This window comes from Sandaracinus amylolyticus (genome assembly GCF_000737325.1).
In the GTDB taxonomy this organism is placed as follows: domain Bacteria; phylum Myxococcota_A; class Polyangia; order Polyangiales; family Sandaracinaceae; genus Sandaracinus; species Sandaracinus amylolyticus.
In genome coordinates this window covers 4,007,806-4,023,814 of record NZ_CP011125.1, presented here as the reverse complement: position 1 = coordinate 4,023,814, position 16,009 = coordinate 4,007,806, and the positions used below count along the sequence as shown (strand labels likewise).

Below are 16,009 nucleotides of genomic sequence, written 5' to 3'. Positions count from 1 at the left end.
AACGAAGGCAGGAGGGTTGGGAAGACCACGTCGGTTTCCCCCTCTCCTGTTCCTCCTGGTCTCTTCAGAGGAAATTCAACCGCAGAGAACGCAGAGAGCCGCAGAGATCGGAGAAGAGCCCTCTTCTCATCTCTGCGGCTCTCTGCGGTTGATCCTCTTGCTACGAATTTCGTAGCGCTACGGATTTCGTAGCGCTCAGCGCGGAGAGGTCGTCACGTGCAGCTCGTAGTCGGCGCGGTTGCCGCGGCCGCCGTCGCGCACGTACACGACGTACCAGCCCGGCTCCACGACGCGCCCGACGGCTTCGCTCGACGCGCGACCGCGCGCTGCATCGAGCACGCGGGCGCGCGCATCGCGCAGCTCGAGATCGAGATCCGTGCGATCCGCGTCGCCACCGCTGCCGCGGATCACGAGGCGCACCGAGAGCATCGAGCGGCGCTCGACGCGCACGCGGTACGCGCGGATCGCATCGAAGCCGGTGTCGGGGCGGTTCGCGCCGCCGCTCGGGGCTGGCTGCGTGAGCCCGTCGATCTTGCCCTGCGCCGCTTCGCCCGCGCGCAGATCGAGCGGCCACGGCGCGATGTCGCCCTCGGGCAGCACCGACGGCGGCTCACCCGTGCGCGCGAGCATCGTGCGCACGCCGCTCTCGGGCACGCGCCCGCTCGCGACGAGGTAACGCAGGAACGTCGGCAGCGACGGGAACGCTCCGTCGACGCGCGCGATCTCGATCATCGCCTGGAGCAGCGGCGCCGCGCCGAGCGCGATCCCATCCGCGTCGTCGTCGGGCAGCGTCCCGTCGCCATCGGCGAGATCCCACAGCACGCCCGCGACGCTCGTCTCCGAGCCCATGCCGCGCGGGCCCATCGGCGTCTCGAGGCTCTCGTCGACGCGCATGCGCCCGTGCGGCGCGAGCCCGATCGTGTCGCGATACGCCGGCGCGCCGAGCACCGCGGTCGCGAACCACGTCGCGCGCCCCTCTTCCCACGCGAGCCCGGGATCGATCAGCGCACCACGCGGGTGCTGACCGCCCACCGAGGAGTCGCCCGTGAGCCGATCCATCACGAAGTGACCGAGCTCGTGCAGCACGATCGCTTCGTCGTGCTCGTCCGTGTCGCTCGTCGCCTGCGCGCCCGGATCACCGCCGAGCAGCTCGACGCAGAAGCGTCCCGATCCCTCGGGACGCTCACCGCGGTAGTAGCTCCACTCGCGCGTGACGCCGCGATCCCAGTACGCATAGACCGGCGGCAGCGCGCGGCCCGACCACGCGCGCACGGTCTCGATGCCGCGATGCATCGTGTCGAGCAGGTGCAGCGCGCCCGCGAACGAGCCCTCGTGATCGCGCGCGACGATCGTGATCTCGCTCGCCGACGCCGGCACGCGCACCGCGTGGATCTGCGCGCCCTGCGCATCACGCGTGACGGTGACCTCGTCCTCCGCGGTCTGCGCGCGGACCTCGACGAGCGCCGCGTTGCCCGGCGCCTGCACCTCGAAGCGACCATCCGGCGTCGTGCGCGTCTGCACCAGCGCGCGGCCGTCGCGATCGAGCACGCGGACGACGATGCCTCGCGACGGGCGCAGCTCGAGCTCGTTCGAGAGCCCGCGCGGCGTCGGCGTCCGCGCCTCGAACATCACGGAGCCGCGCAGCGCGATCGGCGCGACGTTCCGCACGTCCATCACCCGCGCCGGGCTCGCGCCGCAGCTGGTGAGGATCGCGGCGAGCGCGCCGGTGATCAGCCGAACGACAAGAAGCGCTGAGGCAGACTCTCCGCGATGCGACCGACCAGCTCGCTGAGATGCGAGCCGTCGCGGAGAAAATCGTAGTCCTCTGCGCGGACCAACAGCTTCCGAGAACGGTCCCACGATTCGAAGAACGCATCGTACCTGAGACTCAGGTCTTCGAGATACGAGATCGGGATCGAATCCTCGTAATCGCGGCCACGTCGTGCGATGTTGTCGCGACAGCTCGCCACCGAGCGCTGCAGGTAGACCAACAGGTCCGGCGGACGCACATCGGCGAGGAGCTGCGACGCGAGCATCCGATACGTCTCGAAGTCGCGATCGTCCATCGCGCCGCGTGAATGCAGGTTCGCCGCGAAGATGTCGGCGTCCTCCCACGGCGTGCGATCCCAGATGGCGCTCGCGCCCTCGTCGATCACACGGCGCGTGTCGATGACTCGTTGGGCGAGGAAACGCAGTTGAGCGGGCAGCGCATATCGCCGCATGTCGCCGTAGAAGTCGGCGAGATACGGGTTGGCCTCGGTGCTCTCGAAGAGCCCCACGAAGCCGAGCCGCGACACGAGCCGGTGGGTGAGCGTCGTCTTGCCCGAGCCGACGTTGCCCGCCACCGCGAGCAGGACCTGACCACCCACGCGGGTGACGCTAGCACGCCCTTCCCGCGATTGACGCCACGGAGGAAAGTCCCGTAGTCTCAATCCATGTCGCGGGGTCCCGGCGTGGGCCCGAGAGCGACGCGGCTCCAAAGGAACGGAGCCGAAGGGGTCTCGAACTGCAGGGGTCGTCAGGGCGCATCGTGCAGGACTCCGACATCAAGACGCGCGTCACGCCGCTCGAAGAGCTCAAGATCGGGAGTCGAGCGGGCAACGATTGTCTCGTCGTCATCTACTCGAGCGACGCGCGCCAGTTCGGTAAGCGCTACGTCCTCGAGCGAGACACGCTGACGATCGGCCGCGGACAGGAGAACGTCGTCGTCCTCGACAACGACTCCGTCTCGCGTCGCCACTGCCGCATCGAGCGCCGGAACACGTCGTGGTACGTCGTCGATCTCGACTCGACGAACGGCACCTACGTCAACGACGACCTGGTCAAGGAGTACCAGCTGCGTCGTGGCGACCAGGTGAAGATCGGCGACACGATCATGAAGTACCTGAGCGGCGCCGACGTCGAGGCCCAGTACCACGAGACGATCTATCGGATGACGATCGTCGACGGGCTGACCGGCGCGCACAACAAGCGCTATCTGCTCGAGACGCTCGAGCGAGAGATCCCGCGCTCGCGTCGGCACGCACGGCCGCTCTCGGCCGTGATGTTCGACATCGATCACTTCAAGAAGATCAACGACACCTACGGCCACCTCGCGGGCGACTACGTGCTCAAGGAGCTCGCGACGCTCGTGAAGAGCCGGCTGCGCCCCGACGACATCTTCGCGCGCTACGGCGGCGAGGAGTTCTGCGCGCTGCTTCCCGAGACGCCGGTGCCGGGCGCGGGGGCGATCGCGGAAGACCTGCGTCGTCGCGTGCAGGAGCGTCGCTTCACGTTCGAGAACGAGGTGATCCCGGTGACCGTCTCGCTCGGCGCGGCGGAGCTCGCGCCGGAGATGGACGTGACCGCGTTCCTCAAGGCCGCCGACGAGAAGCTCTACGAAGCGAAGCGCAGCGGACGCAACCGCGTCTGCATCTGAGCTGCGTTGCCCCGGGGGGCTGCGCGCCCCCCTGTCGACCCCCGGGCCGCGCGCGGGTCCTCAACCCGCTTGCCGGGGCGCGCGATGCGCGGCGCCGAACGTCCGCGGGTCCTTACCCGCTTGCGGGGCGCGCGCTGCGCGGCGCCGAACGTTCCGTCGACCTCGGCCTCGGCGCGCGCGGGGGTGAGCTCGCGTCACCGAGCGCGATGAGCGCGGGCGCGAACGGGCGCGCACACGTGCGTGAACGCTGCTGGTCGCGCGGCGGCGCATCGCCCGTAGGGGTGTCCGTGTTCCAGGGGCTGCCGCGCTGGCCGGCATTCCGGGGTCGAAAGGCTCCGATTCGCTCCTGCAATCGTGTCGGCGCTGCGCGTTGTGGCACACGCTCCCACGAGGGCGCCGGAATTGCGGGCGCGAGAAGCGCGGGCTCCGAAGCGCGGACCGCCCTCTGGTGACGTGGCACGTCTGTCGCTAGATGTGGCCTCAGAGCCCATGCGCGTCATCAGCCAGGCCAGCACCCACGTCGGTCGCCGCGAGAACAACGAAGACGCGTTCTGCGCAGACGACGCAGCAGGCCTCTACGTCGTCGCGGACGGGATGGGCGGCTACGAGGGCGGCGAGGTCGCGTCACGCACGGCCGTCGACACGTTGCGCAAGTACTTCGCGCGCATGGCGCCCGACGGCGGGCTCGGGCTCGAGGACGCGACCGACGATCACGCGCTCGCGCGCGGACGGATGGACCTCGCGCTGCGCATCGCGCACCGCGAGATCTGTCGGAAGAAGGTCGGCCTCCTCGCGCAGATGGGATCGACCATCGCGTCGGTGGTGCTCCAGCAGGATCACGCGCTCATCGCGCACGTCGGCGACAGCCGCGTGTACCGGATGCGCGGCGGGATCTTCGAGGCGATGACGCGCGATCACTCGCTCTACGCGGAGATGGAGGCCGCGGGGCGCATGTCGCTGCCGCCGCGCCATCAGTGCAGCTTCCAGCACGTGATCACGCGCGCGCTCGGCGTGCCCGGCGACTCGCGTCCCGACCTGCGCATCGAGCGCGCGGAGGTCGGCGACGTGTTCGTGATCGCGAGCGACGGGCTCACCGACGTGCTCGAGGACGAGCAGCTCGCGCGCTGGGTGCTCGTCGAGCCCGCGGAGACGCTGACCGAGCGGCTCGTCGAGGCCGCGCTCGCGGCGGGCGCGCACGACAACGTGACCGTCGTGGTCGCGCGTGTCGTCGGATAGGCGCCTGGCATACGCTGGGCAGGCCGCGCATTTAACACCTCATGAGCCTGATCATCTCGTGGGTGGCGCTGACGCTGTCGTTCTGGGTCGCCTCGCTGCTGCTGCCGGGCTTCAAGATCAAGGGCGGCGTCGGGAGCCATCTGGTCGTGTCCGCCGTGTTCGGCACGCTCAGCTTCTTCCTCGGCTGGGTGCTCTACACGGCGATCGGGATCGGAACGCTGGGCATCGGCTTCCTGCTCTCGTTCCTCACGCGGCTCGTCGTCGCGACGATCCTGCTGCTCGCGACCGACAAGCTCAGCAAGCGCCTGTCGATCGACAAGGCGAGCACCGCGTTCCTCGCCGCGCTGATCACGTCGGTGATCGGCACGGGCGTGGAAGCGGTGCTGCACCGCGTCTTCTGAGCGATCAGCCGAAGTCGCGACGGATGCGGAGCAGATCCGCGATCGAGTGCGTCGCGCGCAGCGCGTCGTACGTCGGATCGAGCACGAGGTCGTCGTCGCGCAGCTGGCCCGACTGGTAGCCCGCGACCATCGCAGCCCACCACGCATCGACGTCGGCCTGCGTGGGGATCGCGGTCTCCTGCGCGGGCCACGGCTGCGGTATCAGGATCTCGCCGCTCCGCGCCGCTGCGAGGATCGCGTCGCGCGCGCTGCGATCCTCGGGGTCACGCGACTGCGGCTCGAGGTTGTCGAGCGCGCGCATCAGCGACTCGCGCTGCTTGCCTTCCGGCACCGTCGGGAGCGCGCGCGCGATGACGTACGCGACGCGCGAAGGCGTCGTCCCGCGCTGCTCCCAGACCTGCTCGGGCGTGCGCTTCGCGAGGCGCCCTCCGCTCTCCGCGATCGCGTCGAGGTCGCCCAGGATCGACGCGATCTTCAGCGCCTCCCAGTCGGCCCACGGGATCGCGGGCACGCAGCGCGCGCCGCGCAGGTACGACGCGAGCGCCTCCTCGGGACGACCCGCACGACGGAGCGCATGCCCGACCGTCACGTGCGCGATCGACACGTCGGGCTCGATCTCCACGTGCCGCTGGCCCTGCCGCAGGTACTTGTCGAGATCGAACGGCGTGCCGCTCTCGGTCGTCCACTCGTTCACGCAGAGCCGGCACCAACCATCGAACGTGCGATGGACGAGCCGCACCTCGCCGCTGTCGGGGTCGTAGTCGACGATCGGCCACGTGTCCGCGACCGGCGCGGCGCTGCGATCGAACGCGAGCACGGTGCCGTGCTCGGTGCGATGGAAGGGCAGCAGCAGATCGGGATCGAGGAACGACGCGGCGCGCTGCGACGCGACCTCCTTGAGCGCGGCCTCGATCGTCGCGCCGGGCCCGGGCGCCGCGGTGAGCAGCGTGCCCGCGGGCGTGACCGCGCCGTTGAAGCGACCGAGCACGAGCCGGAGGTCCGCGGGGAGCGGCGAGCCCACGTGGTGCTCGATGGCTTGGATGTCTCGCGCCTGCGCGGGCGGCTGCAGCGCGAGCCCCGTCTGCTCGCGGTGATCCTCCATCCAGCGCACGAACTCTCGCACTCCCCGATGCATGGCGCGCGAGTCTACTACGGCGGCCCGGCATCCCTGGCGCGCGTCATCGCGTGTCGCACACGAGCGCACTTTCTGGCCGTCTCCGGACGGTGCGCGCTAGCATCGGCCGCGATGCGACGGGCCCTCGGACTCGTGTGCCTGCTCGCGCTCGCGGGCGCTCCGCTGTGGTCGGCGCGCGCGCGAGCGCAGGAGGCGGAGCCAGCGGAGGAGGCGATCCCCGGCGTCGAGGGCGAGGAGTCGCCCGAGCTGCGCGCGCTGCGCCTCGCCGAGCTCGAGATCTTCGGGCGCGACCAGGCGATCGTGGAGATCACGCCGCAGATGCCGCGCCCCGTGCGGCTGAGCGTGCCCGACGCGCTGACGAGCGACGCGCCGATCGCCGGCGTCGACACGGGCGCGACCGGTCGCGCGCGCGATCTCTCGTGGCTCGAAGGGCTCACGCTGCCGGACATCCCGGTGCGCTGGGACGAGCGCGTGATCCGCTACCTCGAGTTCTTCCGCGACGACCCGCGCGGACAGCAGCTCATCCGGAGCTGGATGCGTCGGCTCGATCGCTTCGGGCCGACGATCCGTCGCACGCTGCGCGAGCAGGGCCTGCCCGAGGATCTGATCTACGTCGCGATGATCGAGAGCGGCTTCGATCCGCGCGCGCGCTCGGGCGCGGGCGCGGTCGGGCTCTGGCAGTTCGTGTCGCGCACCGGCGCGGAGTACGGGCTCACCCAGGATCACTGGGTCGACATGCGCATGGATCCCGAGGCGTCGACGGGCGCGGGCGCGCGTTATCTCGGCGCGCTGCAGCGTCGCTTCGGCACGTGGGAGCTCGCGTTCGCCGCGTACAACATGGGCTACGGCGCGCTGCTGCGATCGATCCGGAAGTACGACACGAACGACTACTGGGAGCTCTCGCACCTCGAGGCCGCCCTGCCCTTCGAGACGTCGCTCTACGTCGCGAAGGTGATGGCGTGCGCGATCGTGGGGCGGAACCCCGAGCGCTTCGGGGTCGGCGACATCGTGCGCGAAGATCCGATCGCGATCGACGTGGTCGAGGTGCCCGGTGGGACTTCGCTCGGGCCGATCGCGCGCGCCGCGGGCACGACCGTCGAGGAGATGCATCGCCTGAACCCCGCGTTTCGTCGCGACCGCTGTCCGCCGGGCAGCGAGCGCGTCGCGGTGCGCATCCCGGGCGGAACCCGCAGCGCGTTCGAGCGCGCGTGGGCGCGCATCCGTCCGAGCGATCCCGTCGAGCGCAGCTACGTCGTGCGCTTCGGCGAGGACCTCGCGACGATCGCGCGGCGCCACGGCGTGACCGAGCGCGAGCTGCGCGAGATGAACGAGCTCGCGGAGGAGGATCGCGTCGGCGTCGGGCTCGCGATCGTGGTGCCCGCCACCACGGTGCGCGCGAGCGAGCGCGCGAGCGAGCCGCCGGTGATCGCGATCCCGCCGGGCACGTTCGAGTACGCCGATCGACGGCGCGTGTTCTATCGCGTGCAGCGCAGCGATCAGCTGCGCGAGATCGCGCGCTTCTTCGGCGTGACGCTCGACGAAGTGCGGCAGTGGAACGCGATCGATCCGCGCGCTGCGCTGCAGGAGGGCATGTTCCTGCAGCTCTTCGTGCCGACGCGCATCGACCTCGGTCGCGCGATCGTGATGAGCGCCGAAGAGGTGCGAACGATCGTGATCGGGAGCGAAGAGTTCTACGAGCACCACGTGCGCCAGGACGGGCGCGTGCGGCTCCGCTATCGCGTGCGCACCGGCGACACGCTCTCGGAGATCGCGGAGCGCTTCGGGCTCTCGACGGGATCGATGGCGCGCATCAACCAGATCGCGCGCGAGGCGACGCTGCGCGTCGGGCAGGAGCTCGTCGTGTACTGCGAGCCGGGGCGCGTGCCCGCGGAGATGCGCGATCAGATCTCGAGCGAGCCCGTCGTGGCGCGCGCCGAGCCCCACGCGGAGACCGAAGAGGCCGAGGCCGAAGAGACCGAAGCGCAGGAGCCCGAGGCCGAAGCGCCCGACGCCGAGATCGAAGCGTCCGCGGAGCCCGATCCCGCGGGCTAGACTCCGCGCGTGCTCTCCATCGCAGACGCGCTCGAGTCGATCCTCGCTTCGATCCCGACGCTCGGCGCCGAGCGCGTCTCGCTCGACGATGCGCTCGGTCGGGTGCTCGCCGCGCCCGTCTTCGCGCGCCACGACGCGCCGCCCTTCGACGCGAGCGCGATGGACGGCTGGGCGGTGCGCACCGCCGATCTCGCGAGCGCGAGCGATGCCGCGCCGATCGCGCTCGAACCGCGCGGCGAGTCACGCGCGGGCGGCGAATGGCCCGAGGCGATCACGGCGCGCACCACGATGCGCATCTTCACCGGTGCGCCCGTGCCCGAGGGCGCCGACGCGGTGGTCATGCAGGAGGACGTCGACGCGTATGACGGCGCCGTGCGCTTCCGCCGTGTGCCTGCGCCCGGCGCGCACGTGCGCGCGCGGGGAGAGGACCTCGCGGTCGGCGCGGAGATTCTGGCACTCGGTGCCAGAATCGGCGCGGGTGAGACCGCGCTGCTCGCGAGCCAGGGCGTGACGAGCGTCGACGTGCTGCGCGCGCCGCGCGTCGCGGTGCTGGTCAACGGTGACGAGCTGCGCGACCCCGGTGAGCCCGCGCGCCCGGGCTCGATCTTCGACTCGAACGGGCCGACGATCGCGGCCGCCGTGCGCGAGGCAGGCGGCGTCGCGATCCGCATCCCGCGCGCGCCCGACGAGCTCGAGGCGCTCACCGCACGCGTTCGTGAAGGGCTGCGCGCCGACGCGCTCGTGGTGTGCGGCGGCGTGTCGGTCGGCGATCACGATCTCGTGCACCTCGCGCTCGCCGCCGCGGGCGTGGAGGCGCGCTTCTGGAAGGTCGCGATGAAGCCCGGCAAGCCGCTCACGTTCGGGCTCGCAGCCACGACGCCGGTGTTCGGACTGCCCGGCAACCCGGTGAGCGCGTGGGTCACGTTCGAGCTCTTCGTGCGACCCGCGTTGCGCCGGATGATGGGCGATCCGCGCCCGTTCCGTCGCGTGATCGACGTCGAGCTCGGGCACGCGCATCGACGCTCGACCGGTCGCGTGGAGCTCGCCCGCGCGCGGCTCGAGTGGCGTGATGGGCGCGCGATCGCGTCGATCGGGGCGAAGCAGGGCTCGGGGTCGACGCAGTCGATCGCGAACGTGGACGCGCTGCTGATCCTGCCCGCCGACGTCGGCACGATCGAGCAGGGCGCGCGCCTGCGCGCGATGCTGCTGCGCGACGCGTCGGACGCGAGCCCGTTCGCGTGATCACGCGCGCTCGCGCAGCAGCCGTCCGGTGTGCGACGCGGGCGCGTTCGTGATCTCGTCGGGCGTGCCCGCGACGACGACGCGACCACCGCCCGGCCCGCCCTCGGGACCGAGATCGATCACCCAGTCCGCGGCCGCGACCACCTCGAGCGCGTGCTCGATGAGCACGACCGTGTTGCCCTGCTCGACGAGATCCTCGAGCACGCCGATCAGCACGTCGACGTCCGCGAGGTGCAGCCCGGTCGTCGGCTCGTCGAGCACGTAGAGCGTGCGCCCCGTCGCGCGTCGTGCGAGCTCGCGCGCGAGCGCGAGGCGCTGCGCTTCGCCACCGGAGAGCGTCGTCGCGCTCTGTCCGAGCGTGAGATAGCCGAGCCCCACCGACGCGATCGCGTCCAGCCGATCGCGGATCGCGGGCACCGCGCCGAGCAGATCGCGCGCCTCGCTCACCGTCAGGTCGAGCACGTCGGCGATCGACAGCCCGCGCCACTTCACGTCGAGCGTCTCGCGATCGTAGCGACGCCCGCCGCACACCTCGCACGTCGCGAGCACGTCCGGGAGGAACTGCATGTCGATCCGGACGACGCCCTCGCCCTTGCACGTCTCGCAGCGCCCGCCCTTCTGGTTGAAGCTGAAGCGCCCCGCGTCCCAGCCACGCGCGCGCGCCTCGGGCAGCGACGCGAAGAGCTCGCGCAGCGGGCCGAAGATCCCCGAGTACGTCGCGGGGTTCGAGCGCGGCGTGCGACCGATCGGACGATCGTCGATCGCGATCACACGATCGAACGCGTCGAGCCCCTCGACCTTCGCGCGCACCGTCTCGCCGCGCGCACCGTTGATCACCTGTCGCGCGGCCTCGAGCAGCGTGCCGACGACGAGCGACGACTTGCCCGCGCCGCTCACGCCCGTGACCGCGGTGAGCACGCCGACCGGCACGCGCGCGTCGACGCCGACGAGGTTGTGCAGCGTCGCGCCGCGGATCGTGATCCATCCGCGCGGCGCCCGCGGCGTCTTGCGCGCGCGGCCCACGCGTCGCTTCCGCGCGAGGAACGCGCCCGTCAGCGACTGCTCGTCGCGCGCGATCTCGTCGGGCGTGCCGACCGCGATCACACGTCCGCCCTCGGTGCCCGCGCCCGGGCCCATGTCGATCACACGATCGGCGGCGCGCACGACGTCGAGATCGTGCTCGACCACCAGCACCGTGCTGCCGCGATCGCGAAGGCGACGGATGGTCTCGATCAAGCGCCCCGTGTCCCGCGGATGCAGGCCGATCGAAGGCTCGTCGAGCACGTAGAGCACGCCGACCAGCGCGTGCCCGATGCGCGTCGCGAGGCGGATGCGCTGCGCCTCGCCGCTCGAGAGCGTGCCCGCGGATCGATCGAGCGACAGATAGCCGACGCCCACGTCCGCGAGGAACCGCAGCCGCGATCGCACCTCGCGCAGCAGCGGCTCGGCGACCTCGGCCTGTCGCCCTTCGAGCGTCAGCGCGTCGACGTGCGCGCGTGCGTCGTCGATCGAGAGCGCCTCGAGCGCGCGGATCGAGAGCCCACCCACCGTCACGCCGAGCGCCTCGGGGCGAAGCCGCGCGCCGCCGCACGTCGGGCACGTCCCGCGCGCACGGAACTTCGCGAGCTCCTCCGCGACTCCTTCGAGCGCTTCGTCGTCGTCCTCGCCGCGACGCGCATCGAGCTCGACCCACTGTCGCTCGAGCGACGCGAGCACGCCCTCGATCTTCTTCTTCGACGCGACGAGCCCGTTCAGCACCGCGTCGCGCATCTCGGCGGAGAGCGCGCTCCACGGCGCGTCGACGTCGATCCCCGCCTTCTTCAGCGCGCTCACGCGATCGCGATAGGCCTTCTCGCGCGGCGCGCCCCACGCCACGATCGCGCCCTCCGCGATCGTCTTCGACGGATCCGGCACGACGCGCGCTTCGTCGAAGCGCTCGAGCTCACCGAGACCTCCGCACGTCGGGCACGCGCCCTCGGGCGAGTTCCACGAGAACGTGCGCGGCGCGATGGGCGGCAAGAGCACGAGATGCACCGGGCACGCGTGGCGCTCGGTGAACAGCATCGGCTCGCCGTCCTGCGGCACCACGCGCACGATGCCGCCGCCGAGCCGCAACCCGAGCTCGATCGAGTCGGACAGGCGCTGCCGCACTCCGTCCTTCACGACCACGCGATCGACCTGCACGTCGAGGTCGTGCGCGACCTTCGCGTCGAGCGAGATCGTCTCGCCGAGATCGCGCACCGCGCCGTCGATCACGACGCGCACGAAGCCGTCCTTGCGCAACCTCGCGAGCTCGCCCGCGAGATCGCCGACCACGCCGCGCGCGATCGGCGCCTGCACCACCACGCGCGCGCCTTCACCCAGCGCGAGCGTGCGATCGACCATCTCGGGAACCGTCCACGCGCTCACCGGACGACCGCAGATCGGACAGTGCGGCTGACCGACGCGCGCGTAGAGCACGCGCACGAAGTCGTGGATCTCGGTGACCGTGCCGACCGTCGATCGCGGGTTGCGCGCGGGCACTTCCTGGCGAACCGCGATCGCCGGCGAGAGCCCCTCGATCACGTCGACGTCGGGCTTCGGCAGCTGCTCGAGGAACTGTCGCGCATAGGTCTGCAGCGACTCGACGTAGCGTCGCTGCGCCTCCGCGTAGATCGTGTCGAACGCGAGCGACGACTTGCCCGATCCGCTCGGCCCGGTGACGACCGTGAGCGCGCCGCGCGGCACGTCGACGTCGACGTCGCGCAGGTTGTGCATCCGCGCGCCGCGAACGACGATCGCGTCCTTCTCGCTCACGGGCTCCCCGCGAGCACGCGCGCGCAACGCGCCGCCGCGATCATGCCCGCGGCATCGGCCTCGTCGCGCGCCGCCGCGTCGTAGGCGACCCCGTGATCGACGCTCGCGCGCACGAAGGGCAGCCCCCACGTGACGTTCACGGCGGCGCCCCAGTCGAGCAGCTTCGACGCGATCGTCGCCTGGTCGTGCATCATCGCGACCACGCCGTCGATCGCGCCCTCTGCCGCGCGTCGCAGCGCGGTCTCGGCGGGCACGATCCCGATCAGCGAGAGACGCCCCGATGCGTACGGCTCCCTCGTGCGCGCCGCATCGACGGCGGGCGCGATGACGCGCGCTTCCTCGTCGCCGAACATGCCGCTCTCGCCTGCGTGCGGGTTCAGCGCGGCCACCGCGACCTTCGCGCCGTGCGGGCGCCCGAGCCGCGCGAGCGCCTCGCCGAGGTGCACCGTCGCGCGCTCGACGCGCTCCTTCGTGATCTCCCGCGGCACGTCGCGCACCGCGAGGTGCGTGGTCACGAGCGCGAGGCGCAGCCGCGGACCGAGGAACAGCATCGTGACCTCGTCGTCGCGCAGCCCGGCGCCGCGCGCGAGGTGCTCGGTCTGCCCGACGAAAGGCGTGCCGGACATCGTGACGGCTTCCTTGCTCGTCGGCGCGGTCACGAGCGCGCGCGCGTGGCCGTCGCGGACCGCGCGCGTCGCCGCATCGAGCGCGCGCAGCTGCGCGGCGCCGACCTCGCGCGACGGCGAGTGCTTCGCGATCGCCGCAGGATCGACGCGCCCGGTGTCGACGATCGCGATCTCGCCCGGCGCGAGGGCCACGGCGTGCGGCACCACGCGCACGCCGGGGAGCCGCGCCGCGAGCTGCGTGGCGTCGCCGAGCACGAGCACGGCTTCGCCCTCGCGCGCGATCTCGAGCGCTGCGACGGCCGAGACCGCCGGCCCGACGCCCGCGGGATCGCCCGTCGCGAACGCGAGCGTCACGGGGCCTTCATCTTGTAGCCGACCCCGCGCACGGTCTCGATCGGCTTCGCGGCGCTCGCGAGCTTCATGCGCAGGCGGCGGACGTGGATGTCGACGGTGCGCGAGCCGCCGTAGTAGTCGACGCCCCACACGCGCTCGAGCAGCTGCTGGCGCGAGAAGACGCGGCCGCGGTGTCGCGCGAGGAACTCGAGCAGCGCGAACTCCTGGTGCGTCAGTTGGATCAGCCGGCCGTCGACCAGGACCTCGTGCGCCGCGCGATCGATCACCAGCGGGCCGAGCTTGAGACGCTCCGAGTCGGAGTACTCGCTCCGGCGCCACTCCGCGCGCCGGATGCGCACGTAGAGCTCGACCGGGAGGTACGGGACGAGGACGATGTCGTCGAACGTGTCGCTGGGGTCCAGCCGCTGGAGCGCCGGTACGGTCACCGCGGCGAGGATGGGGACCTCGGCGAGCGGCGGCGCGGCGCGCAGGCGGCCCAGCGCGGCCCGCCCGGCCTCGACCTGATCCAGCACCTCCACGAGGACGGCTGCGGGGGGATCCTTCCCGAGCACCTCGTCGTGCTCCAGTGGCTCCCAGAGATCCGCCGCTCGGACTCGACATCCGAGCTCTCGGAGCACTGCCAGGCCGCCCTCGCTCCGCTCGATGAGCTGGGGACTGCCCACGACCAGAATCCACATGAACGCACCTCGCCGGCACCGGCTGCAGGGGTCGCGCTGCAGTGCGTCATCTACCGCCAGGCCCGCGAGTTTGCAATCGGAACAGCCACGCGGCTTGACCGGCTGGAGCCACGGTTGTTACATCCAGGCTCCCACGAGGGGGTGCCGGGTTGACGCAGCGACGTTGGAAGCTCGTGGTGACGGGGCTCGGGAGCTCCGCTTCGCTCCACGAGGTCGTCGTCGAGGCGGGCGATTGGATGACCGCGCTGACGCGGGCGCGCGGCCAGATCGGCGAGAAGGGTGGCGTGCCGCCCGGCGCGAGCTGTGCCGTGGCACCGGATGGCAAGGTCACGATCCTCGACGCGGTCTCGCGGCGTCAGTACGCGCTCGCTCCGACGGAGGAAGCGGCCGCTGCGCCGATCGCAGCCACGCCGTCGCCCGCCCCGGTGGAGCTCGCGAAGCCGAAGAAGGCGTCGAAGCAGACCGTCGCGTACATGCCCTCTCCCCTCGCGTCACCGGCGGCGCCCGCACCCGCCGCACCGGCCGCGGCGCGGTCGGCGGCGGCGCCCAAGCCCGCTTCGGTGCCGGCGCCCGCGGCCGTGAGCGCCCCGGAAGCACCGTTCCGTCCGAACCAGACCGTCGCCTACGCGCCCGCCGTCGCGCCGGCAGTGGCTTCGCCGGCAGTGGCCCCGCCGGCAGTGACCTCGCCGGCAGTGACCTCGCCGGCAGTGGCCCCGCCCGCTGCTGCGCCGACGCCCGTGGCATCGGCGCCGATCGCGCCGCCCAGCGCCGCGGCCACGGCCGAGCCGCTCAAGAAGAAGTCGCCGAAGCACACGGTGGCCTACCTGCCCGGCGCGGGAGAGCTCACGGCGAAGCCGGCACCGCAGCCCGCAGCTGCACCCCCGCCTGCGGCGCCCGAGCCCGCGGCGGCACCCCAGCCCGCAGCGCCCGAGCCCGTGTCCCAGCAGCCCACCGCTGCACCCCAGCCCACCGCTGCACCCCAGCCCGCCGCCGCGCCGCAGGCAGCGACCGCGGCCGTCGCGCGTCCCCCGTCGGCGCCGCCTCCGGCGCGGGCGTCGCAGCCGCCGCCCGACGGCGCCGAGCTGCTCTACGCGCGCGACGGCGAGCCGACGGCGGAAACGCCGCTCACGTATCGCGAGCGCACGTTCGTGGTCGACGCCGGGACCTCGCCCGACGACGCCGAGATGATCGTGCGCCGTCGCTTCGCGCAGCTGCGCGAGGAGCTCGAGAGCCGCCCGAAGGGCAAGCTCGTCAACATCGCGGTCTTCGATCACCGCTGGGAAGGTCGCCCGCAGAGCCCTCCCCTCGTCGTCCTCCAGTGGAAGGACTGGCGCGGCGAGCCCGAGGTGCAGCGACCCGCCCCCGCGACCCCGTCGCAGCCGCCCGCCGCGCTCTCGCGCCCGATGTCGCAGCCTCCGGCCGCACCGCCCGTCGCCCGCGCGCCTTCCGAGCCGCCCGCCGCCTTCGCGCGTCCGAGCGAGCCCGCGATCCCGCCCGCAGCCCCGGTGCCCAGCGTCGCCGCGCCGGCTGCGCGCCCGCGCACCACCACGCCGGCCCCCGACGACCGTCTGAGCCAGGCATTCGAGGCGCTCCAGGACCTCTTCTTCCTCGGCACGCCGCTCGAGGGCGCCGACTTCGTGCTGAACCTCCTCGCGGACCTCGTCCCGAGCGAGGCCGCGAGCGTCTGCCTCTACGACATCAACAGTGACGAGCTGCGCTTCGTCGCGCTCCGCGGCCCCGGCGCCGACGAGCGCAAGGGCGAGGCCATCCCGCTCGGCGCGGGGCTCATCGGCGCGACCGCGAACGACTACGCGCGGCCGACCCTCTTCGAGCAGGTCGCGAGCGAGCCGCGCTTCGACGCCGCCGTCGACGGCCGCGTCGGGCTCGAGGCTCGCACGATGGCGATCGTCCCGGTGTTCCACCAGGGTCGCCTCCAGGCCGTCGTCCAGCTGCTCAACCGCGAGGAGCAGGCGCAGTTCGGCAAGGGCGACGCGAACGTGCTCGGATACGTCGCCGAGAAGCTCGGCGAGTTCCTGCACCAGTCGCGCCTCTCCGAGCGCCCGCCCCGCTGA

General features: G+C 72.2%; 12 protein-coding genes. 6 read left to right on the top strand and 6 right to left on the bottom strand.

The genetic code is table 11. From position 1 onward, the window contains the following. Nucleotides 1-195 precede the first annotated feature (195 nt). Complete coding sequence (locus tag DB32_RS17130) at nucleotides 196-1,674, bottom strand: hypothetical protein (protein ID WP_053233532.1); 1,479 nt, start codon at nucleotides 1,672-1,674, stop codon at nucleotides 196-198. Between the two features lie 56 nt (nucleotides 1,675-1,730). Next, complete coding sequence (locus tag DB32_RS17125; protein WP_169791465.1) at nucleotides 1,731-2,345, bottom strand: deoxynucleoside kinase; 615 nt, start codon at nucleotides 2,343-2,345, stop codon at nucleotides 1,731-1,733. Nucleotides 2,346-2,530: 185 nt separating this feature from the next. Here DB32_RS17125 and DB32_RS17120 point away from each other — a divergent pair, with 185 nt between their 5' ends. The 3 genes from DB32_RS17120 to DB32_RS17110 all read left to right on the top strand — a co-directional run bounded on the left by DB32_RS17120 (nucleotide 2,531) and on the right by DB32_RS17110 (nucleotide 5,055). Then, entirely contained in the window at nucleotides 2,531-3,418 is an 888-nt protein-coding gene (locus tag DB32_RS17120; protein ID WP_053233530.1) for a GGDEF domain-containing protein, read from the top strand. A gap of 489 nt (nucleotides 3,419-3,907) precedes the next feature. Further along, a complete protein-coding gene (locus tag DB32_RS17115) occupies nucleotides 3,908-4,654 on the top strand; it encodes a PP2C family protein-serine/threonine phosphatase (RefSeq protein WP_053233529.1) in 747 nt (248 codons plus the stop codon). Nucleotides 4,655-4,695: 41 nt separating this feature from the next. Next, nucleotides 4,696-5,055, top strand: a complete 360-nt coding sequence (locus tag DB32_RS17110; protein WP_053233528.1) for a phage holin family protein — start codon at nucleotides 4,696-4,698, stop codon at nucleotides 5,053-5,055. A 4-nt stretch (nucleotides 5,056-5,059) separates the two neighbouring features. Here the strand turns inward: DB32_RS17110 and DB32_RS46810 are convergent, their stop codons facing one another. After that, complete coding sequence (locus DB32_RS46810; protein WP_157069113.1) at nucleotides 5,060-6,190, bottom strand: SMI1/KNR4 family protein; 1,131 nt, start codon at nucleotides 6,188-6,190, stop codon at nucleotides 5,060-5,062. Nucleotides 6,191-6,301: 111 nt separating this feature from the next. Here DB32_RS46810 and DB32_RS17100 point away from each other — a divergent pair, with 111 nt between their 5' ends. Further along, nucleotides 6,302-8,242, top strand: a complete 1,941-nt coding sequence (locus DB32_RS17100; RefSeq protein ID WP_157069112.1) for a LysM peptidoglycan-binding domain-containing protein — start codon at nucleotides 6,302-6,304, stop codon at nucleotides 8,240-8,242. 9 nt (nucleotides 8,243-8,251) lie between these two features. Continuing rightward, a complete protein-coding gene (locus DB32_RS17095; protein WP_053233525.1) occupies nucleotides 8,252-9,484 on the top strand; it encodes a molybdopterin molybdotransferase MoeA in 1,233 nt (410 codons plus the stop codon). Here the strand turns inward: DB32_RS17095 and uvrA are convergent, their stop codons facing one another. From uvrA to DB32_RS17080, 3 genes are read right to left on the bottom strand one after another with little or no spacing between them, the layout of a single operon-like run. Then, nucleotides 9,485-12,280, bottom strand: a complete 2,796-nt coding sequence (uvrA, locus tag DB32_RS17090; RefSeq protein ID WP_240481215.1) for an excinuclease ABC subunit UvrA — start codon at nucleotides 12,278-12,280, stop codon at nucleotides 9,485-9,487. Then, nucleotides 12,277-13,260, bottom strand: coding sequence for a PdxA family dehydrogenase (locus DB32_RS17085; protein ID WP_053233524.1), 984 nt, complete (start codon nucleotides 13,258-13,260; stop codon nucleotides 12,277-12,279). Before DB32_RS17085 ends, uvrA begins: the two co-directional genes overlap by 4 nt. Further along, the gene (locus DB32_RS17080) at nucleotides 13,257-13,937 is read right to left on the bottom strand and encodes a winged helix-turn-helix transcriptional regulator (protein WP_157069110.1); all 681 of its coding nucleotides are present in this window, start codon (nucleotides 13,935-13,937) and stop codon (nucleotides 13,257-13,259) included. Before DB32_RS17080 ends, DB32_RS17085 begins: the two co-directional genes overlap by 4 nt. A gap of 149 nt (nucleotides 13,938-14,086) precedes the next feature. On the opposite strand from DB32_RS17080, the gene DB32_RS17075 reads away from it, so the two are divergent. After that, nucleotides 14,087-16,009 carry a GAF domain-containing protein gene (locus tag DB32_RS17075; RefSeq protein WP_053233522.1) on the top strand — a complete coding sequence of 641 codons (1,923 nt, stop codon included), beginning with the start codon at nucleotides 14,087-14,089 and terminating at the stop codon, nucleotides 16,007-16,009.